This is a genomic window from Acinetobacter sp. CS-2 (genome assembly GCF_016599715.1).
GTDB lineage: Bacteria > Pseudomonadota > Gammaproteobacteria > Pseudomonadales > Moraxellaceae > Acinetobacter.
The window spans coordinates 3,072,496-3,092,958 of record NZ_CP067019.1 but is presented as its reverse complement, the minus strand read 5'-3'; the positions used below and the strand labels follow the sequence as shown (position 1 = coordinate 3,092,958).

The window sequence follows — 20,463 nt, the reverse complement described above, 5'->3', positions numbered from 1 at the left end:
GATATGCAGTAGAAAAAATAGTGTATTTGTACTCAAAAAAAATCATACCAAGAACTTTGGATTAAAGTAAAAAAAGCCGTCATAATTGAAGCGATCAAATTTCAAGTGCTCTCTTTTAGGTTCTGTCCAATGCACTTGATATAAATTATTTGTCTATAGGTCGATTTATCATAATGAAACATTTTGGTTTCTCCATTATTTTTACCATCGTGTGTCTGGCTATATCTGCATACTGGGGTTTTACCCATGGCCCGGAAGCAGGTTTAAAGACCATGTTCACGGCATTGACCATTACTGCCATTCTCGCAGTCATGGAAGTGTCACTTTCTTTCGATAATGCGGTGGTGAATGCCTCGGTACTGCGTGGCTGGGATCATTTCTGGAAAATGATCTTCTTGACGGTTGGTATCATCATTGCCGTATTTGGTATGCGTTTGGTGTTCCCGATTGTCATTGTGGCCGTGACTGCTGACATGGGTATGTTCGAAGTTGTGAAAATGGCCCTGAATGATCCGATCAGTTATTCCGAAAAGCTGATGGCCCATCATGCCGAAATTGCAGCCTTTGGTGGCTCATTCCTATTGCTGGTATTCCTGAATTTCTTTCTGGACAGCGAAAAAGATACCCACTGGTTCAAATGGCTGGAAGCACGTTTATCCAATCTGGCGAATGTACCGGCAATGTCAGTTTTTCTGGCTTTAATTGGCTTGCTGATTATGGCAGCCAATGTAGAAGAAGCCACACGTTTAGTGGTGACCATGGCCGGGATTTGGGGAATTGTGATTTACATTGGGGTTCAAGTATTGAGCCACTTGTTAGGCGGTGAACCTGAAATTGATGAAGATGGCAATGCAGTGGCACATGATGCCAGTGGTGCATCTACAGGTGTTATTAAAGCCGGTTTAGGTGGTTTTATTTACCTGGAAGTGCTGGATGCATCGTTCAGTTTTGATGGTGTAATCGGTGCTTTTGCCATTACTTCAGATGTAGTGATCATTATGCTCGGTCTGGCGATTGGTGCCATGTTTGTGCGTTCAATGACCATTTATCTGGTAGAAAAAGGCACCTTGGATGCTTATATCTATCTTGAACACGGCGCGCATTATGCTATTGGGGCTTTAGCCTTCATTATGCTGGCCAGTGGTACCGGTGTGCATGTGCCGGAAGTAGTCACCGGTTTAATTGGTGTAGCGTTTATTGTGTGGGCAGTCATTGCTTCCATTCAATATAGCAAACGTCAAGAACGAATCCATTAATGGTTTTTTAAGAAAACCGAGTACAATAGGGATGCATGAAAATGCGTCCTTTTTTATGGTGGTTCATTCCTGAAAAATCAGCATTTATAATATGAATGTTGTAGGATAATCCATCGAAATGAAATTTATAGACCCAAGCCAATTAATATGATGAATGCTTTAGAACGCCGTTCAACCTTTGCCTTAAGCAGTATTTTTGCACTGCGTATGTTGGGCTTGTTCATGATTATTCCTGTGTTTTCGGTGGCAGGGCAGTCATATCAAGGGGCAACCCCTGCACTGATTGGTTTAGCTGTTGGGGTCTATGGTTTAACTCAGGCCATTTTACAAATACCATTTAGTTTGCTGGCCGACCGCTTTAGTCGTAAGCCTTTGATCATTATTGGTCTGTTGCTGTTTGCCCTTGGTGGTGCGGTTGCGGCGATGTCCGAGACCATTTATGGCGTAATCATTGGCCGTGCCATTGCCGGTGGTGGTGCTGTTTCTGCGGTGGTGATGGCACTTTTGGCCGATGTGACCCGTGAAGAACAGCGCAGTAAAGCCATGGCAGTCATGGGCATGAGTATTGGCGTATCCTTTATGGTGGCCTTCAGTTTGGGGCCTTGGCTGACCAGCCTGGTGGGAATTTCTGGCCTGTTCTGGGTGACGACTATTATGGGTGTGGCTGCCATATCGATGCTGTTATTTGTTCCTAAAGTGACTCGTCATCATAAAAATTACCAGCAAGGTTATGCTGCACAGTTGAAACAGGTATTGAAAATGGGCGATTTAAACCGTCTGCATGTTTCAATTTTTGCCCTGCACCTGTTGCTGACTGCAATGTTTGTATATATGCCATCGCAACTGATTCAGTTTGCTGGTATTCCTTTATCCAGTCATGGTCTGGTTTATCTGCCCCTGCTCGTTATTAGCCTGTTTTTTGCTTTTCCGAGCATTATTCTGGCTGAAAAATATCGCAAAATGCGCGGCATTTTCCTGACGGCCATTGCTGGAATCGTATTGGGTTTGCTGGTACTGATTTTTGGTTATGAATCCAAATATGTTTTATTGGCAGGCTTAGGATTATTCTTTATTGCCTTTAACGTCATGGAAGCATTGTTACCTTCATGGTTATCCAAATCTGCACCAATCCAGTCCAAGGCGACAGCCATGGGTGTAAATTCCAGTAGCCAGTTTTTAGGGGCATTTTTCGGTGGCATGATTGGCGGTCAACTCTTGTTACTCAATAATACCTCATTGGGCTGGAGCATTTTGGCGGGGATCGCGGTGGTCTGGTTATTGATCAGCTTTGGTTTGGCCCAGCCGCGTTATCTTTCTTCATTGGTATTGGCCTTGCCCGAGACAAAACAAACGGATGAGTGGACTTCTCAACTTTTGGCAATTCGTGGTATTGAAGAGGTTGTGGTGATGTCCGACCAGCAATTTGCTTATGTTAAAATTGATAAACAGCTGATAGATGAAGCTGCGCGACAAGATTTAACGCAGTTGTTGGGTAAAGAGGTAGCCATTTAAGCATAACTCTTATAAAGTAAAATATAGAAATGAATAGGAAGTGTACGTCTGATGCGTGGTGTTAATAAAGTTATTTTAGTTGGAACTTTAGGTAAAGATCCTGAAACCAAAACTTTTCCAAATGGTGGGTCTCTGACTCAGTTCTCGATTGCAACCAGCGATTCGTGGACTGATAAAAATACCGGTGAGCGTAAAGAGCAAACCGAATGGCATCGTATTGTGTTGCATAACCGCTTAGGTGAAATTGCACAGCAATATCTACGTAAGGGTTCAAAAGTTTATATTGAAGGTTCACTGCGTACGCGTCAGTGGACAGACCAAAGTGGTCAGGAACGCTACACCACAGAAATTCGTGGTGAACAGATGCAAATGCTGGACAGTAACCGTCAGCAAGGTGAACAAGCTGCGAGTGGCGATAACTCGGGTTATAACCAGCCACGTTTCAACAATAATCAAGGCGGCTATAACAACAATAATAACAATAATAACAACCAAGGCGGTTATGGCAATCAGGGTGGTTATAACAACAACCAGAACAATCAGGGCAATAGTTATGGCAATAACAACCCGGGTGGTTTTGCACCAAAACAACAGCCTGTACCAGCAGCAGCTGCACCGGCAGATTTAGATGATGATTTACCGTTTTAAGTTGTAATTAGAACGGCAAGTCATCATCCAAACCCTTTGTAACAGCAAAGGGTTTTTTATCGGCTAAAACAATCCACTTTAAAAACAGGATAGAAATTATAAATCTAAAAATCCGATAATTTTTATAAAAAAGTACGGTTTTACCTATTTTAGAATCTTTCTTATTCTAGCTTCACCAAATAAGCAATCCCGAAAACGAGCTAGAGGAATATCTCATGAGTTTAATTAATACTGAAGTGAAGCCATTCAATGCAACAGCATATAAAAATGGTGAATTCATTGAAGTGTCTGAACAGGACATGATCGGAAAATGGTCAGTAGTATTTTTCTATCCTGCAGATTTCACTTTCGTTTGTCCAACAGAACTCGGTGATTTGGCAGATAACTATGCTGAATTCCAGAAAATGGGCGTAGAAATTTATTCAGTATCGACAGATACCCATTTCACTCACAAAGCCTGGCACGATTCTTCTGATGAGATCAAGAAAATCCAGTACACCATGCTGGGTGACCCAACCTGGACCTTGGCGAAAAACTTCGAAGTGTTAATTGAAGCGGAAGGCCTGGCAGACCGTGGGACTTTCATCATTGATCCGGAAGGCAAAATCCAGATTATCGAAATCAATGCTGGTGGTATTGGCCGTGATGCGCAAGAACTTTTACGTAAGGTCAAGGCTGCACAATATGTCCATGCTCACCCCGGTGAAGTTTGCCCGGCAAAATGGAAAGAAGGCGATGCAACCCTTGCACCTTCAATCGACCTGATCGGTAAAATCTAATCTTAAGTTAAAATACTCTCTTAAAAAAATCCAGGACTTCGATTCTGGATTTTTTTATGCAGGTTCTGGGTAAAAGAGCAAGATAGATCATTCTGACTATATGACAATGATGATATTGATCTGAATGAAATAATTTTTTGTATTAAATTTGAGGGGAAAAAATCCATTATTCCATTCTTGCGACGCTGTATATTGCGCTGTGGCTAGGCTGGAATCTTTAAAAAATCTAAGATAAGTGCATATTGTTTCCTAGAGATAGGAGTTTGAAATGAAAAAAATAATTGGCGTTTACCGCAACCAGAACATGCATTGGGTGGGTGACGGTTTTCCAGTAAAAAACCTGTTTTCCTATGATCGCCTAGGGCAGGCAATCAGTCCATTTTTACTTTTGGATTATGCAGCACCCTACCATTTTAGCCCAACGACGCAGCAGCATGGGGTCGGCTCACATCCACATCGCGGCTTTGAAACCGTGACCATCGCCTATCAGGGTGAAGTGACACATAAAGACTCGGCAGGTGGTGGTGGAACCATTCAAAGCGGTGATGTGCAATGGATGACGGCAGGAGCAGGTCTGGTACATGAAGAATTTCATTCAGCCGAATTTGCCCAAAAGGGTGGCCTGTTTGAAATGGTGCAGCTTTGGGTCAACCTGCCTGCAGCAGACAAAATGACCGCACCGAAATATCAGGCCATTACAGCAAAAGACATTCCAGTCATTAAGTTTGAACAGAATGCAGGGTATATCCGGGTGATCGCCGGAAACTATGCCGGGCATACAGGTCCTGCTTCAACCCATAGTCCGGTCAATGTCTGGGATGGTGAATTAAAAGCCGAGCAGATTCAGCATCTGCATGTACCTGTCGATCATAATGTGCTGCTGGTGTTGCTGTCGGGTGAAATGCAGCTGAATGGAACGCAGCAGGTACAGGACAGCTCGATTGTGATGTTTGCTCAAGATGGCGAAATTGATATTCGACTTGAGGCACTGCAAGACAGCAAATTCCTGCTACTGACTGGCCAACCGCTCAATGAGCCAATTCAAGGCTATGGACCCTTTGTGATGAATAGCAAAGATGAAATTATTCAAGCATTTAATGATTTTAATAGCGGTAAGTTTGGTGAAATTCCGGTTACAGATTAAGTCGGTATTCACTGGATTGATTCAAAAAGAAACAGCCCCTAAAAATTGAGGGGCTTTTTTGCGAACTGAATTTTTTGTTGTCGGTATATTTGTATAGTTGTGGCTGATGAAAACGTGATGGAGTTATCAGGTTTTAACTTTTTCTATCATAATAATATTGAAGGGTTTTGTAAAACGTTAGTTAAAAAAATGGTTAATATATATTACTTTTTTTAAAGGTTTTTTGTTTTTTATGCTTTAAAAATAAAATAATTTATTAAATTTATTTCAAGGTTTTTTCTATATAAATAAATGTAATTTTTGACTTTATGTGCATCATGATGAGTTTTGTTAAAAACATACATTCTGGAATATTTTAATACCGCCTTTTAAGCTGGCTTGGTTCATAATTTCAATAATCTTATGTGTAACTGACGGATAATAATTTTGGATATTGCAGTTATTGGCAGTGGCATGGCTGGGCTAGCTACCGCAAGAATTCTTAAAGATGCAGGACATAGCGTTACTATTTTTGAAGCCTTGGCAGGTCGTGGTATGGATAGCCATAGCATTGAATTCGAGGGCGGCCTGATTGATGCCCCCCTGCGTGTCATGAACCCGCATTTGTGGAAAAACACCCTCAGTCTGGCGGCCTATCTGGGTATCCAGACCTTTCCTGTACGTACCTATATGGCATGCAGCTGGTTATTTGAAGATCGCACCGAAACCTGGCTGACCACCTCACGCAGCCGTATTGGTAATTTTCCGATTATTAATAACCGTAAAGGCATTCAGCAATATGGCTGGCGCATGGTGAAAGGCATGCTGCAGTTGAAGACGGCGATTGCGAAATTCTTCAGATCGAAGCACCAGGACATCACCTTGGCTGAATTCATTAATCATAATGATATCGAAGAAGTGTTCTGGCATGGTGCCGTAATGCCGGTGCTGTATACCATTTGTACTTGTAACCCGAAAACCATTGGCGAATGGCCTGCCAAACCCTTGCTGGTTTTCTTGCGTCAATTGACCGATGGCGATGCCTTGCTGCGTCTGCAGGGCGGTACACCAGCCCTGGTCGACAAGCTGATTGAAGGCATTGAAATTCGTGGCGGTTCTGCCATTACCCATATTCAACAGCAACAAGAAAGGGTATTGATTGAAAATGAGCAAGGCGAACAGCAGCTGTTTGATCGTGTGATTGTCGCCACACCGACCAATAAAATTGAAACATTCCTGGATAACCAACAATTCGCTGATGATATTGCGCTGTTAAAGAAATTTAAATTTGAGCAGGGCCAGCTGGTGATTCATACCGATCAATCGGTAATGCCACCAAAACGCAAAGATTGGGCCGTACTCAGCTACATGATGGACCGTAAATTTACCCGTCAGCAATTTACCGTCTGGCTGAATTCGGTTGAGCCAACCTTGGTCGGTAAATCGCCAGTATTCCAAACCTGGCAGCCGGTGACAGAGATTGATCCGAAAAAAATCATCTCCTCAGTGAGCTTAACCCGTGCTGTAGTAGATTCACAAACAGTAGCTTTAAATAAAGAACTGCAAGCCCGTCATCATGATTTAAACCGCAAAGTGTTCTATTGCGGTTCATGGTCTTGTGATGGATTGCCTGTACTGGAATCTGCCGTAACTTCAGCCATGCATATTGCAGAGATTTTAGGTGCACCATTGCCGTTTGCCGGATTAAAACCTAAAGTTGAGGTTGCTCCACAACTCGGCTACTAAGATATGAAATGGCTTCAAGCGATTCGGCAGAAACTTCCTCAACATAAATACGCAATCAATGCGAAACAGTTAGGAGATGATGCCGTACTCGCCTGGAGCAATCTGGGCTATTGGGATGATGCAACGTCATCCTATCCAGAAGCTTGCCGTCAGTTGGCAGATCAATTGGCGCAAGCTGTATCTTTAAATGCCAAAGATCGACTGCTGGACCTAGGCTGCGGGCAGGGGGCAAGTTTACTGTACTGGCAACAGCACTATCGGGTTAAGCATATTGAAGCCGTGGAACTGCAAGCCAGTTGTGTCATGCAAATTCAAAAACATTTTCCGCACATTACGGCCATTTACCCGCAATCCTTTTTAAATTTCAAACAGATTCCTTTTCAACAGCGCTTTGATGTGGTGCTGTGCATTGATGCTGCTTACCATTCCAATTTAAATTCATTTCTCGATTCAGTGGACAGTGTTTTAAATTCAAAAGGACGACTGGGTTTTCATTATTTAATCTTGTCCGGGCAATGGTTGAATTTAAATGCATTACAAAAGCAGAAATACAAGTGGCTACTCAAGGCTGCAGATGTGAATCTGGAGTATTTGATGACCGCATCGGGATTAGAGCAGACCTTGCAGCAGCATGATTTTAGCAACATTGAAATTCGTGATTTGTCCAAAGCCGTTTTATACGGATTTGCAAACTACTTTCAACATTTGCGGCAATCGCCAAAGCAGGGCACAGGTGTGGATGCCTTTAAAATTCGCATGACCGCAAAGCTTTGTCAGCAGCTGTATCAGGATGGGTTGGTCAATTATGTACAGATTAGTGCAACAAAGAATGCCTGAGCATGGTGCAATTTTTAATTTTTAAAAGCTAAGTGCAAAAACAACAAAGCCTCACTAAAAAGCGAGGCTAAGTATAAAATGGTGCCGGCACACGGATTCGAACTGTGGACCTACTGATTACAAGTCAGTTGCTCTACCAACTGAGCTATGCCGGCAACGTGCAGAGAATAATAGCGAATTTTGTTGAAAACGCAAGCCAAAAAATGAGCGGTTGAAAGAGATGACTTGGTCTTGATCTGTTCAATTTTTCCCGGTCATCTCGTCAATTGAATAATTGGTTCTCAATTTAAAAGATTATTTACTCCTTAAAATCTGGTCCAGATCTTGTGCACATTCTTCCAGGGTTAAAGCCATATCGATTTGCATTTGAGGGTTAAGTTCGCTGGCCAGTTTGCGCCATTGTTCGATCAGTCGGAGGGCTTTTTGAATTTTATGTTTATTCATATCCTTGGCAATCGTTGGAGTATAACCACCACGTTTAGCATTCTTAATTTGTTTGACATAATTATTGCTGGTATTCATATCTACTCCCGAATAGCAGTTTTTCTATGTGTTTAATGTGCTGTTACAGGTCGACTTAAGGCTCTGTTATATGATTGTTATCATGGAAATATTGCATTTATATGATCATATCTCAACAGGTTTTTTACTTTCTGAGCTTGAAATAATAACGTGCAGTAATTGTGCCATTTAGGTGACATGTTAATGAAAGATCGGACTTTGCAGGCTTTTGGTAATCAATGTGAAGCTGATTTCATCGCGGTTGTTGCAGATCAATCATCTAGAGATATTACATTTACAATGATGGAAATTGAAACATGGCTGGAGTTGGAAGATTAAATTTAAGGCGTAGATTAATGCTGATGTAGCGCAACTGATTAATGGTAATGCACAGGATAGATAACCATGACTGAACAAGATAATTCACAACCAGATCAGCAGAAACACCCTAATCCACCCAACCCACAACCGGACCAACCCGACCAGCATATCGGGACAGCCAATCCGCAAAAAAATCCGGACGAACAGCCTGAAAATCCAATCAGACAACAAAAATAAAGGATTTTCTGTGGGTCTTGAATGAGGCATTTCGTTCTTATCATTTCATCGGTAGGGATAAGTAACTTTTTTCTGGCAAAGTGCTCTGATGAGGATTGTTTATCAATAGGCTCAAGGAAAATATATAAGATGACAAAATGGACCAAAATGATCAGTACTGTCGTGGTACTTATGTTTATCGCCATTGCTGCATTGCTGTATTTTCAGTCCAACAAGGAACAGGAATTTGGTGGCTTTGAGGAGGGGACAGAGCAATACTATGGCTATCGCTATGCACAAGACAATCTTAAATCTGTAGATCAATGTGATGATGATAAAGATGATCCGTCCATGAATTTCAACGAGGAATTTTTTCAGGGATGCCAGAAATATTTTGAAGATAAATAATGTTTCAAAAGCAGAGAATATAAAAACCTCAATCTTGACGATTTTTCCCAGTTTATTTTTATGGTTTTAGAACTGCTGGGTATTTTTGCTGAATAGTATACGATAAAAAAAGGCCTAAACCATTATAGTTTAAGCCTTTCATCACTGCTTTGGATTGCAGTTCTTTCGAATTTGGCGAAAGAGGGAATAAACTAATTGATTTAAGTTATTGAATATTAATGTTTATTATCTAGACATATTTTCAATATACCCACAAAAATACCAACAAAATTTTAAATGCTATTAATCTTTTGCGAAATCCTTCTTTCTCCGCTCTGATATTAGAATTGATCAACAACATCTATGAAAGCCATTTTACGACCTTCTGAGGGTGTCACAAACTTAACCTGATGCAATCCATCATCCGATCTGCTAGTTTCAACATGATGGGTATCTACCCCATCTACATAAAAAACTTTGGGTCCATGGTCAATATCATCATGAACTACATATAAATCTAATTGGGGATCTAATTTTGATAATCTATCTATTAAGTCTTTTACTTTCATAAGCTTCGCTCTATATATTATTTATTCCCTAAAAGTATCATTCAAAGCCTGTTGCACAGCATCTACGCGTGACTTACAGGCTTTATATGCACTCATAGATTCTTCAACGATTTTCATCAAATTATCAATATCTGGTTCTTCCTGTGACTCCAGTAATTCAGCATTCTTTTTTAAGATTTCATAACCTTCTTTAAACGTTAATTCTTGTTCAGTCATTTTGATTTACCTGAGTTACTGTTGCTTCAATGGTGCCGTCTTGTAATTCCACTTGAATTGAATTATCTGATACCTGGTGAATGGATCGGATGGCTTTATCTTGGCTGCGGACTATACCGTAACCTTTGGCCATTACATTTCGAGGATTCTGCAGTAGAGTTTCTCGCAATAAAGATTCAACTTGGGTAGAGGCCAGTTTAATTTGCTGATGAGCCAAATATCGTGTGGTGTCTTTCATTAAATCTAGAGACCGGTTGGCTTCATTAATCTGGTTTTGGGCATGAGTCTTGATCACTTTGATTAAGTGGTCATTCTGGCTCTGATACGCCGTGATCTGGTGTTGAGATAAGAGCTTAATGGTCTGTAGTGCTTCCAATACTTCCTGAGTTCGCTCCACAATCAAATTACGAATACCACCAATCACTTTACTTGGGGTATCAAAAGAGCGGTGAGCGACTTCATCCAGAATCGTCCGGTCCTTTTCATGGCCAATACCGACCCAGATAGGCACTGAACGCTTACAGAGTAGTGCTGCCAAATCATAATCATTCAAATAAGCCAGGTCATTCACGGCGCCACCACCGCGGATAATTACGATCAGATCCGGAGCTGCATCGAAAGCTTTAGCCCACTGGCGTAAACCATCGCCCAATGAATTGATAATTGAGACTGCAGCTGTATTTCCCTGAAAGGTCGCGTTGTGATAAACGAAATGGCAAACACCTGCCTGATCCAGGGCATCAGCATCTTTTTTAAAGTCACCAAGACCAGCTGCATTTTCAGGTGCAATGACCAGGACATTTTGAATATCAAAAGGAGTGGGGAGTAACTTATTTTTATCAACCAACCCTTCAGTGGTTAAGCGTTCTAATATTTGCTGATAACGCCGTGCAATATCACCTAAGGTATAGCTTGAATCGATATCTTCTACATTGACTGAAAAGCCATACTGGGGGCTGAAAGTAGCTTTAACTTTGATAAGGACATTTAGGTCCTTTGATAGCTCGATGCCGCTTTCACGTTCAAACTTTAAAACCATCTTAGCTGCTGAAAATTTCCAGATCGTTGCTTTACAACTGGCAATAACCTTATCTGTATTTTCATCTTTCTCAGCCAGCTCTAAATAATAGTGACCACCTTTAATACTGAGGTTTCGGATTTCAGCTTTGACCCATACCGGCTCATCAAAAGTTATACGTATAACTTCCTGGACTGTTGCAAGGTATTCGCTTAAAGATAGCTGAAAGTCAGACATAAGGTATTTAATTTATACAATTAAGAAAATACTAAAGTCGTGACAGCATTTGGGCAATGTTAATTTGAAGAAAAATATTAAGAAACCCACCGAAGTGGGTCTGTGCGATCGAATATTATCCGTGGTATCAAAGGGTGAAGATAGGCTTGATATGTGACCACACAAGCTATCTTTTCGTCTTATAAAAAATGATTAGCAATATAAGGATAACAATTAAAATTACCGCAATAATAGCTCTTTCCATAATGATCTCCTACAAATCACATGCGAATCTTTCAGCACCGGATATTGTCTTTTTTCTTGTAGTAATTCAGGGTGTAATCTAAGTCGGCTAGTAGTTTTATCCTGATGTAATCGTGTGAAAGCTTCATCAATGCTGGCATGTAGTTATTTTTGTATTCAGCAGGGTAGTCCACACACAGGATTTGCTTACGCACCTCCTGGGGAGTATTGGGGTTCTCAAGTTGATCCAAATATTTAGCAATTTTTTTATCTGATTTATCAAATTGCGCTTGTGCCACAGGATCTGTTTTCTGAGAAGCAGTAGCCTTCTCTGGTTCCTTTTGGCAGCCGGTGATTGAAAGAGTTATAAGTAGGGTGGTGAATATTTTTGTTTTCATGATTTCGTGTTATTAGTATCAGTTAGTGAATTATAAGCGGAAATCAGTAAAAGAAAACCCGACTTATAGCCGGGTAGATTTTCTGTCGTTTTAATTGCATTACTTCGTTTTCATTACATGTCACTCCATAACTGGCCTTGAGTACAGTATAAGTTTGGAATATTTGGCTCTGGATCGTCACGACTAACATGAAGGAAATGCAGCAAAATTCTCATCCGTTGTTTAAGACTGAGTCGAGTATTGGTTAAAATATTTAATTAATCTAATTGCTTCTGTAAATGACTATATTATTTCTAATAAAGTTTGCTTTGATGCTGCTTATGACGTATAAAGTCACCTCGTTGATGCGGGATGGAGCAGTCTGGTAGCTCGTCGGGCTCATAACCCGAAGGTCGTTGGTTCAAATCCAGCTCCCGCTACCAACGAAAAAGATTCAAAGTTTATAGCCCAGTCTACCCAGATTGGGTTTTTTTATTGCGGATTTATTTATTCATAAGGCAATTTAATTGAATATATGTATTGGTGGGGACTTGGCCGGTCAAGTGGTGGAATTTGATAAGCGATTCTTTAATGCGAAAGAAGTCGAAGAAAATAAGACCTCGGAATACTATAAGCAGAGATATATTGTTGGTGATGCTGAGTATAGATTTTGGATATCCAATGATGTGAAGTTGTGCGATGCCACAGATCAGGCTGAAGTTTATATACGAAAGCCAAAGAATTAAATTTAAGGGCTCTCCAAATGGTGGGCTTTTTTAATGCCTGAAATATACATGGTCTTATGCCATGCTTTACGCTCTTAATAATTATTTAAACCGGATCAATCCGACTGAGATAACTCACTAAGAATATCGACATTAAATTATTTTTTTATTTGGTCGAAACATGGCACCAGGTATGAAGTTTTGATGTGGTAACAGGAAATCAGATGTGCATGTTTTGATGTGGTAACAGACTTTTTTTGATGTAGTAACATAATCCACGTATATAAAATGATCAAAAGTACGGACAAGGGGGTATACAGTCATAACCCTGGGGCCGATCAATAAAAATAGAAATATAAACCTGTTAAAACCTGACATTTTCCCCAGTATAAAAAACCTTATTTGAAACCATATTTTTTGATGTTTTTTTGGATAGGTCTTATATGTGTGGAGTTGTTTTCTATATGTGTGGAGATTGGAAATAATGTCTACTCAAAATAAAACATATAGATATAGATCAGGACATAGTAGATTCCCTACTAGTCACTTCTCCTGTTTATTTCCCCCTGTAGTGATTACCAAAACCTGATATAAAAAATGTCTTAGTTTTGTCTATGGAATGATTTTCTAAATAAAAGTCTTATTAAATTTTATGGAGATGATTTGTCTAACATTTTGTCCAAATAAATAAGACTAGAAAATAATGGGAAGTTGTCATCAGTCAAGACAGTTTAAATTTAGAATATACCCAATATTGGTATCATTCCGAAAACGGTAATATTCCCAAAAACGGTATTTTGAACGATCCCAATTTTGGGATTTTGAATGTACCCGTTTTTGGGATGCAGAACCTATCAATGAATCTACCATTGAATCAATCATCTCTCTTTTGAGAAAGCGCCGTACTAATTCAAAGGTAATTCTTCATTCCATATTCAAGAGTAAACTTTAAAACTAACTTGATATATGCATCAATTTTGCACTGGCTTGAGCTGTGAGCGATTTGAATTAAAAAAATGATAAATGGTACATCAATATTTTTAGGTAGCTTATAGGGCAAATTAGAACGATATGAGAGTGCCTGTTATAAATCTTATTTGTTTACTCATGTTCGTTGTTGGTTAGCGAAGATAATAGGGTTGCTATAACAAATTGCTATGGGTTGGAATGCCTCAAATATAGTGTTTTGCTCCCTGCCTCGCGCGCGCGCGCGTTTTGTTGCAAATATACCCATTTTTTAGGCGCTTAGATTACTCCTTAATAAGTTGAAACTTATGGAGGGATATATGGGGATTTTTGTTGAGCTCAATAATTTTGAAGTATCGAAAAGGCTGATATTCGTTAAAAATACCATCCATTATGGTGCACCAAATTATAAGGAAATGATTGAAGAGCTAAAAGAACATCATGAAATGACGGCTGAAAAAATCGCATTTGTTCTGCCTGTAGCGAATGCCAGTACGGTTAGCCAGTGGGCACGTGGTGGTAGGCCTAACTATGAAGTAGGTGAGGCATTGATTGAGCTTTGGAAATTATTTACAGATAAAGACGATAAAGATATTCCGAGAAATAATCACTGGAGCCTATAGGTTATGAACAAACCAAAAAACCCGGCTTTTAAGCCTTTAGACTGTGATGATATGGAAAGATCAATCCAGTTATGTAATGGGATTGAATACCTTATTGATGAATTTCAAAGAGAAATTAATGGGAAAGAAGCCGTGCAATTGTTTAACAGTAATTATAAAGGACACTTGCTAAAAGTTGTTTCTCACCTGGAAGAACTTATTCATCGCCTTACTTACTTAACGGCTAAGAACAATAAAGAATTCTATTATGAGCATCTCTATACGATTCTAATTAGCCTGAATAGTTGCCCAAATGCCTTGATCATTACGGCGCATTATTTAGATCCTGATCAAGAATTTAAACGCCTCCTTAACAGGAATACATTCGAGTTTGAGTTGGGCCAGATTGTTAAGAAGATCCAGTTTATAAAAAATGTGCTGGGATCACTTTCTATTGGTCGTAAGTCTGGTGTGAGAAATATCAATCATTGCTTTAATCAAACAAAGCGTACAGCCTAAGTCAGATTCAGAGATGGGAGCTATTTAGGCTCCTTTTTTAATGTCTGATACACCCATTTTTTGAGTGTGAGCACTGTTCTAAATTAACTGTATTAAATGGGCAATGCTGGCATTGTTCTGAATTACAGGAATTAGAATATGAAGATGAAAGAACAATGTAAGCAGGCCGTAGCCAAGGCTCTGGGTAAAGCCTCTTTGAATGCTCAGGAAGTGCAAAATATTGAAGCCCGAATCAATCAGGCTATGGTGAATCTAGCGCGTAAAGACATTGATCACTGGAGAGGCTTAACCGATCTGGAAAAGCTGTCTGCTGCCAGTAAGCAAGTAGCAGAAGATATTCAAGCCGACTTTGCTCGTAAAAAGCGAATAGCCGTACAAGATATTCTTATCCAAAATAAAAACCTTGCCATCCTTCAAGATCCAGCACTAAAGATAAGTGCGTCAGAGCGTATAGACCGGATGGTTGCAGCGTATGGCGATATGTCAGGCATTCAGTCTGCAGACTCTAAGACCAGAGCGATAGCAGATCTTTACCGAGGGAAATTGGTAGATACTTATTTAAATATCAAAGGTAGCCTAGGCATATACACTGATAAGGCTTTAGTACAGAACATCATCAAAGAATTGCATAGGGAAAGCACTGGAGATGCTACGGCGCTTAAAGCAGCTCAAGGCATTAGCAAGACCTTTGATGACATCCTAGAGCGTTTCAATCGTGCAGGTGGCGACATTAAAAAACGCCGTGATTATGCATTACCACAACATCACAGCCCACAAAAGGTAGCTGAGGCAGGCCAAGAACAGTGGACTAATGACATTATTGGCCTAATCAAACGTGAGGACTTCGTAGATGCTCAAGGCAATCTGATGCCTGATGATGAATTGAGAGGCGTACTAGGGAATATCTACACGTCTATTGTGACTGACGGCGCTAACAAGATCGAAGTAGGGAAAGGCTATGTTGGGGGCGGTGCAAAGGTCACTAGTAAGCATCAGGAAGGTCGTGTACTTAACTTCAAGAATGCAGACGCATGGATGGACTATCAATCCCAATATGGTGGTATGCAGTTTGTAGACATCCTAGAAAGTCACATTACAAGCATGTCGAAAGATATTGCCTTAGTGGAAACCTTCGGAAGTAATCCACGCCCAGCCATGCAGATTCTTATGCAGAGTGCTAGGCATATCGACACTGTACAGAATGGTATTAAGCCGGACAAAGTAAACAAGTCCCTTGTACGTGCTGAGACTATGTTTGATGAGTTCACCGGGCAGAATCCACCAGAGAGTAAGGTGCTTGCCAATGCTGGAGTTACATATCGCTCCATGAATGTGGCCTCAATGCTGGGCGGTACTGTCCTATCCTCTGCCACTGATCAGGCTATGATACTGAAAACAGCCCAAGTAAATGGCATTGCATACCGGAAAGTATTTGGTGAGATGCTTCGGATGTTGAATCCAGCAAATGCAGAAGACAGGCGTTTCGCCCATAGTCTAGGGCTTGCCACTGAGGAGATGCTAGGTTCTCTTAATCGCTGGTCGGACGATGGCCTAACGTCTGTGCATGGCCGTGCTGAACAGATTGCTAAGGCTTCAAGTTCTCTAGCTACTCAGGTGCTACGTGTATCTGGATTAAACGCTCTTACTGCTGCATCTAAGATGGGCTATTCCACTATGATGATGAACAAATTTGCAGATTTAACACGCTCTAAAAACTGGAACGATCTTAGCGCCATAGACCGTGAGTTAATCCAAGGGGGTGGCCTCTCAGAAATGGATTGGAAGGTGATGCAATTAGCTGAGCCAATAATAGATCCAAAGGGCAACCCATTAATGCATGCCCAAGCTATCCAACGTATTCCAGATGAGAAGCTCGCTGAGTTTGGCGACCCAAAACGAATTAAGGATGAAGTATCGACCAGACTGCATACTCATATTCTTGATGAGCAAGGTATGGCAATTATTGAGGCAGGCATTCGAGAGCGTACCAAGTTCCAAGTAGGCAGAGCCGGTACAGAAATGGGGGAGTTTTGGCGCTGTGTAACTCAGTTTAAATCGTTCCCTCTAGCCTTCCTTATGCGGCATGGCAGCCGTACTCTATCTAAAAACGGTTGGGCTAGTAGGGCTTGGTATGCTGGTTCATTACTTGGCATGACTACATTACTTGGTGGACTAGTTGTTCAACTTAAAGAGCTTGCATTAGGTAATGATCCGGCTGCTATGTTTGATGATGACGACAACCTAGAGACAGAAGCAAAGTTTTTCACTCGTGCTTTTGTTGCTGGCGGCGGTATGCCAATCGTAGGTGACATTATGGTGGCAGGTATGGACCCAAGTGGGCGTGATACTACTGACTTTTTAGTTGGTCCAGTAGGTAGTGATGCAAAAGCTATCCTATCTCTAACCTTTGGTAACCTGAATCAATGGTATGAGGGCAAGGATACTAATGCTGGGAATGAAGCTTACCGATTGCTTAAAAGCAAAATCCCTGCTCAAAATCTTTGGTATACTAAGGCTGCTACTAACAAACTAATCTTTGATGGCCTTCAAGATGCCATTGCACCAGGTTATCGCGAAAAGCTTATTAGAAAGGCTGAGCGTGAGCAGGACCGGACACAGTGGTGGGGAGAATGGGATGAGATCGAATCCCCGGATTTTGGCAAAGCAATAGGACAATAACAAAAAAAGGGGCTTCGGCTCCTTTTATCATTTTAAATATATGATAAAAGATTAAAAATATAAAGTTGAAGCACTCATTATGAAAAGAATAGTCGCCCTATCATTAGTTCTTTTTGCTGCCAGTATCCATGCTGAAATGGTTGTTCCAGCAAAATACTTGGACCCTGCCAATGGATATGATATCAAGCAGATAGCCCAACGCTTATCACAAGAAAATCCCTTTATTGTAGAGATGGCATACAATCCGGGTGGCAACGAAAAGAGCGAAAACTGGCATACAAAATGCGGTTATGAGACTAGCCATACTACTGGCTTTGATGAAATTATCTGTGATACCAGACAAAACAATCTAATGATCCTGACGCATGGAGATTTCAAAAAGTCAGTTGTATTTATGGACGTATTCCAAGGTGCTGACCGATTTAAAACCAAAGTTAATCTTAAGATAGACGGCGGCAATGTCATTAGGGATATACCTGCGGATCTATTAGCAAATAAGCAGGCAGATATAATTTTAGAGAAGCTCAAGGGTGGTAGAGAATTAATCTACACTTGGAAGACAACTAAGGGGCAATTCGAGAAGGTTAAGATTGATCTGTATGGTCTTAAAGAATCTCTAGAGTTCGTAGATGCTTTGAAGATAGAAAATAAATGATTATTAAAAATAGATATAGGAATTAAAAATTGAAAAAATTACTTTTAATTTTAGCCACCCATTTATTCAGTTCAGCAGTAATGGCCACCCCAATCACCTTGCAGCATTCCAGAACAAGCTATGTAAATTCTGGAATATGTTCCGCCGTAGTGGATGTAACGATCCATGATTTTCTAGGGGAGAATGATAAGTTGTATTTAGACCTGGTAGCAAAGGACAAAGCAGGTAGAGTGCAGGGCACTTCTGAGAATGTAATAACCTACGGCGATATACAAAACCTTCAAGGTAAAGCATTTGGGAATATTTTTCTTGAGTCCGAAACGATGTGCGGAGCGGATCGCACCTGGACAGTTCAGGTTAAGCGCGCCGTATTGGTTGCTGATGGTAAGCGTCAGGATTTATTGAAAACCAAGCAGGTACATATTGATGATTTTCAACCAATGAAAATCAAAATTAATTAATAATATTAATAATTTATTGGTATGTTTATGCAAATAATAAAAGATAATTTGGGGATGGTTCTGATCACTATCATCTCTATTTCATATTTATATTTAAGCTGTAATTTTATAATTAATTTAGATGAATTTAATTCATTGAAGTTAAATGAGAAAGGAGATTTTTTAGCTGGTGTTTTTTCTCCTTTAGCTTTTTTATGGTTAGTGTATGGGTATCTCCAACAAGGGCGTGAATTAAAGCAAAATACCGAATCATTACGTCTTCAAGCCATTGAATTGAGAAATAGTGTTGAGGAACAGAAAAAATTAATAAAAATTCATGAGGATGATCAAAAAGTTCAGCATGAACAAGCTAAACCAATATTAGAATTTGAAGGGTTATGTTTTGATCCTGAACAAGTAGTGATGGTAGAGGATAATCCTTTTACTGGGGAGCCAAGTTACGAGCATAAACAGCAGGATATAAGCTTTCATTTAAAAAATTTAGGATCACCTATTAAGAAAATAAGAATTTTTAGGAATGAAAGCTTAATTGAAAGTATTACTTTACTGGAAAAAGGCATAAAAAAATTTATAGTTATAGGACTTACGCACTATTACTTATAGATTCTCTGTGGTAGCAGATGATTTTTATCGAGAATAAAGTCATCAATGAAGTTTTTGATCATTGGTCTAAATAATTTCTTCTGCCAACGATATATATTTTCAAAGATCCGCTCAAACTGGTTCTTTTGTATCTCAACGTAGGCCATCAAGGCTGAAAAAATATGATTCAAAATCAGTTTAGATCGTCTTACTTGAAACTTTTCAATATGACAAACCTGTTTAATCACCCGGTGATATTGCTCTATTTTCCAATGACTTGAATGTAATTCATGAAAACCTTCAAAGGACAATAAATCATCTTCATCTTGATGCACAATATAAAACCTCTGCTGTTCTTTTAACTGAGTCTTAAATAATTGTACAAAGCCAAAATCTTTGAGCCAGATCACTTGACCCTGATGGAAATCTGGCAATAAGCGCAGTTGAAACCATTGTCCTTTTTCTGGGGAAACCTTACGGTTACAGTCGATACCAAACATAAATCGAATACCATATTTTCTTATGGTTTTTAGATTTCCAGTCGATGAATACCAACTATCACCTGTAATAAATTGAATCTTTGCACCCCAACTGAGTACTTCACTTAACATATCCATAAAGTAATCATTCTTGGTTTTACTTTCAGATTTGTCATAAATTCGGAAATTAATTGGAATATTTTGACCATTTCGATCTGTCGCATACAAGGTAATGAGATTAATACCCTTGACGGATCGGTGGTGTTTGCCTGACCAAAAATAGCTAACCAAGTCCATATGTTGACTATATGGTTTATCTAAAACAGTATCATCAATACTGACTATAAGTTTATTATTATCAATATGTTGAATTGATTCTTGATATAGGTCGTGAGGTGTGTAGTCTTCACGCTCTAGAAAGCGATTTACACTATCATGCGAGATATTATAAGTCTCGGCAAGTTGTGTGCAGCTAATAGAGTTCGGTTCTGTCATGAGAAAGCCCATATAAATGGGTAATGTACAAGTTGCTGTAGAAGCATGTTTAATTCGTCTGATCACAGATACTTTATAAAGTATTTTAATACTTTTTTGAATCCGTCAATGCGTAAGTCCTATAGTTATTTATTTAACAGACGAAGAACAAGATAATTTGCATAAGAATTCTAATTTTGAACTTCAGTTTATATTATCTTATTTTGATATGCTGGGATTAGAACACTCAGAACTCTATCATATTGTGCTTAATGATCGATTTGAAAATGATGATGGTATGGCTTATTACAAATGTCACATAAGAAAAGTTAATATATCTCCAAGTTAATTATATT

General features: G+C 39.8%; 23 protein-coding genes and 2 tRNA genes. 18 read left to right on the top strand and 7 right to left on the bottom strand.

The annotated features are described in order from the left end of the window. The first annotated feature begins 170 nt into the window (after positions 1-170). From JFY49_RS15250 to JFY49_RS15220, 7 genes are all read left to right on the top strand, one after another. The gene (locus JFY49_RS15250) at positions 171-1,256 is read left to right on the top strand and encodes a DUF475 domain-containing protein (RefSeq protein ID WP_200224892.1); all 1,086 of its coding nucleotides are present in this window, start codon (positions 171-173) and stop codon (positions 1,254-1,256) included. Positions 1,257-1,403: 147 nt separating this feature from the next. Continuing rightward, positions 1,404-2,768: an MFS transporter gene (locus JFY49_RS15245; protein WP_166170765.1), complete on the top strand. Its 1,365-nt coding sequence runs from the start codon at positions 1,404-1,406 to the stop codon at positions 2,766-2,768. 51 nt (positions 2,769-2,819) lie between these two features. Further along, positions 2,820-3,416, top strand: coding sequence for a single-stranded DNA-binding protein (gene ssb / locus JFY49_RS15240; protein ID WP_166170763.1), 597 nt, complete (start codon positions 2,820-2,822; stop codon positions 3,414-3,416). A 215-nt stretch (positions 3,417-3,631) separates the two neighbouring features. Next, positions 3,632-4,195 (top strand): alkyl hydroperoxide reductase subunit C, encoded by a 564-nt coding sequence (ahpC, locus tag JFY49_RS15235; RefSeq protein ID WP_166170761.1) that lies wholly within the window; start codon positions 3,632-3,634, stop codon positions 4,193-4,195. A 268-nt stretch (positions 4,196-4,463) separates the two neighbouring features. Then, positions 4,464-5,339: a pirin family protein gene (locus tag JFY49_RS15230; RefSeq protein WP_166170759.1), complete on the top strand. Its 876-nt coding sequence runs from the start codon at positions 4,464-4,466 to the stop codon at positions 5,337-5,339. A 426-nt stretch (positions 5,340-5,765) separates the two neighbouring features. Next, positions 5,766-7,064 carry an FAD-dependent oxidoreductase gene (locus JFY49_RS15225; protein WP_166170758.1) on the top strand — a complete coding sequence of 433 codons (1,299 nt, stop codon included), beginning with the start codon at positions 5,766-5,768 and terminating at the stop codon, positions 7,062-7,064. A 3-nt stretch (positions 7,065-7,067) separates the two neighbouring features. Next, positions 7,068-7,901 (top strand): SAM-dependent methyltransferase, encoded by an 834-nt coding sequence (locus JFY49_RS15220; protein ID WP_166170756.1) that lies wholly within the window; start codon positions 7,068-7,070, stop codon positions 7,899-7,901. 79 nt (positions 7,902-7,980) lie between these two features. Here JFY49_RS15220 and JFY49_RS15215 read toward each other — a convergent pair. Next, positions 7,981-8,056: transfer RNA gene (locus tag JFY49_RS15215), tRNA-Thr, on the bottom strand. A gap of 139 nt (positions 8,057-8,195) precedes the next feature. Continuing rightward, positions 8,196-8,423, bottom strand: a complete 228-nt coding sequence (locus JFY49_RS15210) for a hypothetical protein (RefSeq protein ID WP_166170754.1) — start codon at positions 8,421-8,423, stop codon at positions 8,196-8,198. A 183-nt stretch (positions 8,424-8,606) separates the two neighbouring features. On the opposite strand from JFY49_RS15210, the gene JFY49_RS17670 reads away from it, so the two are divergent. The 3 genes from JFY49_RS17670 to JFY49_RS15200 all read left to right on the top strand — a co-directional run bounded on the left by JFY49_RS17670 (position 8,607) and on the right by JFY49_RS15200 (position 9,347). Further along, entirely contained in the window at positions 8,607-8,741 is a 135-nt protein-coding gene (locus tag JFY49_RS17670; RefSeq protein WP_257230586.1) for a hypothetical protein, read from the top strand. A 66-nt stretch (positions 8,742-8,807) separates the two neighbouring features. Next, the gene (locus JFY49_RS15205) at positions 8,808-8,960 is read left to right on the top strand and encodes a hypothetical protein (RefSeq protein WP_166170752.1); all 153 of its coding nucleotides are present in this window, start codon (positions 8,808-8,810) and stop codon (positions 8,958-8,960) included. Between the two features lie 129 nt (positions 8,961-9,089). Continuing rightward, positions 9,090-9,347 (top strand): hypothetical protein, encoded by a 258-nt coding sequence (locus JFY49_RS15200; RefSeq protein WP_166170750.1) that lies wholly within the window; start codon positions 9,090-9,092, stop codon positions 9,345-9,347. A 320-nt stretch (positions 9,348-9,667) separates the two neighbouring features. Here JFY49_RS15200 and JFY49_RS15195 read toward each other — a convergent pair whose 3' ends face one another. From JFY49_RS15195 to JFY49_RS15180, 4 genes are all read right to left on the bottom strand, one after another. Further along, a complete protein-coding gene (locus JFY49_RS15195; protein WP_200223352.1) occupies positions 9,668-9,895 on the bottom strand; it encodes a hypothetical protein in 228 nt (75 codons plus the stop codon). A gap of 21 nt (positions 9,896-9,916) precedes the next feature. Next, complete coding sequence (gene xseB, locus JFY49_RS15190; RefSeq protein ID WP_200223351.1) at positions 9,917-10,111, bottom strand: exodeoxyribonuclease VII small subunit; 195 nt, start codon at positions 10,109-10,111, stop codon at positions 9,917-9,919. Next, positions 10,104-11,366 (bottom strand): exodeoxyribonuclease VII large subunit, encoded by a 1,263-nt coding sequence (gene xseA / locus JFY49_RS15185; protein ID WP_200223350.1) that lies wholly within the window; start codon positions 11,364-11,366, stop codon positions 10,104-10,106. Before xseA ends, xseB begins: the two co-directional genes overlap by 8 nt. Before the next feature lie 275 nt (positions 11,367-11,641). After that, on the bottom strand, positions 11,642-11,986 hold the full coding sequence (locus tag JFY49_RS15180; protein ID WP_200223349.1) for a hypothetical protein: 345 nt from the start codon (positions 11,984-11,986) through the stop codon (positions 11,642-11,644). 345 nt (positions 11,987-12,331) lie between these two features. Here JFY49_RS15180 and JFY49_RS15175 point away from each other — a divergent pair. From JFY49_RS15175 to JFY49_RS15140, 8 genes are all read left to right on the top strand, one after another. Beyond that, positions 12,332-12,408, top strand: a tRNA-Met gene (locus tag JFY49_RS15175). A gap of 108 nt (positions 12,409-12,516) precedes the next feature. Beyond that, positions 12,517-12,711: a hypothetical protein gene (locus JFY49_RS15170; protein WP_227609492.1), complete on the top strand. Its 195-nt coding sequence runs from the start codon at positions 12,517-12,519 to the stop codon at positions 12,709-12,711. Between the two features lie 1,265 nt (positions 12,712-13,976). After that, entirely contained in the window at positions 13,977-14,279 is a 303-nt protein-coding gene (locus JFY49_RS15165; RefSeq protein WP_200223347.1) for a hypothetical protein, read from the top strand. A 3-nt stretch (positions 14,280-14,282) separates the two neighbouring features. Continuing rightward, positions 14,283-14,777 (top strand): hypothetical protein, encoded by a 495-nt coding sequence (locus JFY49_RS15160; protein ID WP_200223346.1) that lies wholly within the window; start codon positions 14,283-14,285, stop codon positions 14,775-14,777. Positions 14,778-14,921: 144 nt separating this feature from the next. Continuing rightward, on the top strand, positions 14,922-17,456 hold the full coding sequence (locus JFY49_RS15155; RefSeq protein WP_200224891.1) for a hypothetical protein: 2,535 nt from the start codon (positions 14,922-14,924) through the stop codon (positions 17,454-17,456). Between the two features lie 79 nt (positions 17,457-17,535). Continuing rightward, entirely contained in the window at positions 17,536-18,111 is a 576-nt protein-coding gene (locus tag JFY49_RS15150; RefSeq protein WP_180110425.1) for a hypothetical protein, read from the top strand. An 80-nt stretch (positions 18,112-18,191) separates the two neighbouring features. Further along, the gene (locus JFY49_RS15145; protein ID WP_200224889.1) at positions 18,192-18,572 is read left to right on the top strand and encodes a hypothetical protein; all 381 of its coding nucleotides are present in this window, start codon (positions 18,192-18,194) and stop codon (positions 18,570-18,572) included. A 27-nt stretch (positions 18,573-18,599) separates the two neighbouring features. Continuing rightward, positions 18,600-19,175: a hypothetical protein gene (locus tag JFY49_RS15140; protein ID WP_227609490.1), complete on the top strand. Its 576-nt coding sequence runs from the start codon at positions 18,600-18,602 to the stop codon at positions 19,173-19,175. On the opposite strand, the gene JFY49_RS15135 is transcribed toward JFY49_RS15140, so the two are convergent. Beyond that, a complete protein-coding gene (locus JFY49_RS15135) occupies positions 19,166-20,194 on the bottom strand; it encodes a transposase (RefSeq protein ID WP_200223124.1) in 1,029 nt (342 codons plus the stop codon). The genes JFY49_RS15140 and JFY49_RS15135 overlap by 10 nt on opposite strands. Between the last annotated feature and the right edge of the window lie 269 nt (positions 20,195-20,463).

Bases quoted from the DNA above. Each gene is read 5' to 3' on its own strand.
- JFY49_RS15245 (WP_166170765.1), top strand. From the start codon at position 1,404: ATGATGAATGCTTTAGAACGCCGTTCAACCTTTGCCTTAAGCAGTATT.
- ssb (WP_166170763.1), top strand. From the start codon at position 2,820: ATGCGTGGTGTTAATAAAGTTATTTTAGTTGGAACTTTAGGTAAAGAT.
- ahpC (WP_166170761.1), top strand. From the start codon at position 3,632: ATGAGTTTAATTAATACTGAAGTGAAGCCATTCAATGCAACAGCATAT.
- JFY49_RS15230 (WP_166170759.1), top strand. From the start codon at position 4,464: ATGAAAAAAATAATTGGCGTTTACCGCAACCAGAACATGCATTGGGTG.
- JFY49_RS15220 (WP_166170756.1), top strand. From the start codon at position 7,068: ATGAAATGGCTTCAAGCGATTCGGCAGAAACTTCCTCAACATAAATAC.
- JFY49_RS15210 (WP_166170754.1), bottom strand. From the start codon at position 8,423: ATGAATACCAGCAATAATTATGTCAAACAAATTAAGAATGCTAAACGT.
- JFY49_RS17670 (WP_257230586.1), top strand. From the start codon at position 8,607: ATGAAAGATCGGACTTTGCAGGCTTTTGGTAATCAATGTGAAGCTGAT.
- JFY49_RS15205 (WP_166170752.1), top strand. From the start codon at position 8,808: ATGACTGAACAAGATAATTCACAACCAGATCAGCAGAAACACCCTAAT.
- JFY49_RS15200 (WP_166170750.1), top strand. From the start codon at position 9,090: ATGACAAAATGGACCAAAATGATCAGTACTGTCGTGGTACTTATGTTT.
- JFY49_RS15195 (WP_200223352.1), bottom strand. From the start codon at position 9,895: ATGAAAGTAAAAGACTTAATAGATAGATTATCAAAATTAGATCCCCAA.
- xseB (WP_200223351.1), bottom strand. From the start codon at position 10,111: ATGACTGAACAAGAATTAACGTTTAAAGAAGGTTATGAAATCTTAAAA.
- xseA (WP_200223350.1), bottom strand. From the start codon at position 11,366: ATGTCTGACTTTCAGCTATCTTTAAGCGAATACCTTGCAACAGTCCAG.
- JFY49_RS15180 (WP_200223349.1), bottom strand. From the start codon at position 11,986: ATGAAAACAAAAATATTCACCACCCTACTTATAACTCTTTCAATCACC.
- JFY49_RS15165 (WP_200223347.1), top strand. From the start codon at position 13,977: ATGGGGATTTTTGTTGAGCTCAATAATTTTGAAGTATCGAAAAGGCTG.
- JFY49_RS15160 (WP_200223346.1), top strand. From the start codon at position 14,283: ATGAACAAACCAAAAAACCCGGCTTTTAAGCCTTTAGACTGTGATGAT.
- JFY49_RS15155 (WP_200224891.1), top strand. From the start codon at position 14,922: ATGAAAGAACAATGTAAGCAGGCCGTAGCCAAGGCTCTGGGTAAAGCC.
- JFY49_RS15150 (WP_180110425.1), top strand. From the start codon at position 17,536: ATGAAAAGAATAGTCGCCCTATCATTAGTTCTTTTTGCTGCCAGTATC.
- JFY49_RS15145 (WP_200224889.1), top strand. From the start codon at position 18,192: ATGGCCACCCCAATCACCTTGCAGCATTCCAGAACAAGCTATGTAAAT.
- JFY49_RS15140 (WP_227609490.1), top strand. From the start codon at position 18,600: ATGCAAATAATAAAAGATAATTTGGGGATGGTTCTGATCACTATCATC.